A 1,804-nucleotide genomic window follows, 5' to 3' on the forward strand; every position below is an offset into this window, starting at 1 on the left:
CCTTGAACTTGTCCGCGGCGATCAGCACCCGTACCGCGTCCGTCATCACACGCCACCCCTCGCATCGGGCCCGGCCCGCCCTCGCAGGGCCGCGCGGCCCGGACCCTACCGGGGCGGATCCGCCCTTGCCCATGCCTGTGCACGGCGTGCCAGTCCGCCTGATTCCGCACTCTTCCGGCCATAGTGGGGCGTCATGAGCACCGATGCGCACGATCCGGCCGGCCCGTCCTCCCCTGCCGCTCCGGGCGGCGGGGAGGAGCCCCCGGACCCGGCGCTGGTCGCGATCGGCGGCGCCGCGGTGCTCGCGGTCGTCGCGTGGGCCGCGCTGGGCAAGCGCTCCTTCGACCGGGTGACGAAGTCGGCGCTGGAGTGGGTGCTGTCCAACTTCGCCTGGCTGTTCGTGATCGCCGCCGACGTCTTCCTCGTCCTGTGCGTGGTCATCGCCGTCAGCCGCTTCGGCCGGATCCGGCTGGGCCGGGACGACGACCGGCCCGAGTTCGGCAACCTCGCGTGGATCGCGATGATGTTCAGCGCGGGCATGGGCATCGGCCTGATGTTCTACGGGGTCGGCGAGCCGCTCCTGCACTTCGTCTCCCCGCCGCCGGGCAGCGGCATCACGGCGAGCACGCCCGCGGCGGCCCGCACGGCGCTGGAGTACTCGTTCTTCCACTGGACCCTGCACCCGTGGGCGATCTACGGCATGGCCGGCCTCGCGCTCGCCTACGCCGGCTTCCGCAAGGGCCGCGGCAACCGGCTGAGCTCGGCGTTCGTGCCGCTGCTGGGCGAGGAGCGGGCCGCGGGCTGGCCGGGCCGGGTGATCGACCTGCTCGCGGTCTTCGCGACCGTCTTCGGCACGGCGACCAGCCTGGGCCTGGGCGCCCTCCAGGTGTCCAAGGGGCTCAACATCACGACGGGCGTGCAGGACAGCACGGCCCTGGAGCTGGTGATCATCGGCGGGCTGTCGGCCGCGTTCGTGCTGTCGGCCTTCTCCGGGCTGCACAAGGGCGTGAAGTGGCTCAGCACGCTCAACATCGTGCTGGCCGCCTGCCTGATGCTCTTCGTCTTCCTCCTCGGCCCCACCGTCTTCGTCCTCAACACCATCCCCGCGGCCACCGGCGGCTACCTGCACGACCTGGTGACGCTCGCGACCCGTACGGGCGCGTTCACCGACTCGAAGTGGCTCGGCGCGTGGACGATCTTCTACTGGGCGTGGTGGCTGTCGTGGGCACCGTTCGTGGGCACCTTCATCGCCCGGATCTCGCGCGGGCGGACGATCCGCGAGTTCCTCGTCGGCGTGCTGCTCGTGCCCAGCGGGGCGACGGTGGTGTGGTTCTGCGTGATGGGCGGGAGCGCGCTGCGGCTGGACATGACGGGCGCGGCCGACATGGCCGGGACCGTCAAGGACGGGGCGGAGGCGTCGCTGTTCGCGCTCCTGGACACCCTGCCGGTGGAGACGCTCACCTCGTGGATCGCGATGGCGCTGGTGATGACGTACTTCATCACCAGCGCGGACTCCGCGTCCCTGGTGATGGGCTCGCTCTCCAGCCGGGGCGCGCTGCACCCGCGCACGTGGCTGGTGGTGACGTGGGGGGTGCTGATGGCGGCGGTGGCGGCGGTCCTGCTGGTGGCCGGCGGGCTGCAGTCGCTGCAGTCGGCGACGATCCTGGTCGCGCTGCCGTTCGTGCTGGTGATGCTGGCGCTGTGCTGGTCGCTGATGACGGAGCTGCGCGAGGACCCGGGCGCGGGCCCGGCCCGTCACCACGCGGCGCACGGGCTGCGGGACGCGCTGCGGACGATGGTCGGC

General features: G+C 72.2%; 1 protein-coding gene. It reads left to right on the top strand.

All coding sequences use genetic code 11. The annotated features are described in order from the left end of the window. Nucleotides 1-193 precede the first annotated feature (193 nt). Nucleotides 194-1,804 (top strand): BCCT family transporter (locus tag V7793_RS37160; protein ID WP_336014105.1); only part of this gene is annotated, 1,611 nt, incomplete at its 3' end.

The organism is Streptomyces sp. KLMMK, from assembly GCF_036961605.1.
Taxonomy (GTDB): Bacteria; Actinomycetota; Actinomycetes; order Streptomycetales; family Streptomycetaceae; genus Streptomyces; species Streptomyces telluris.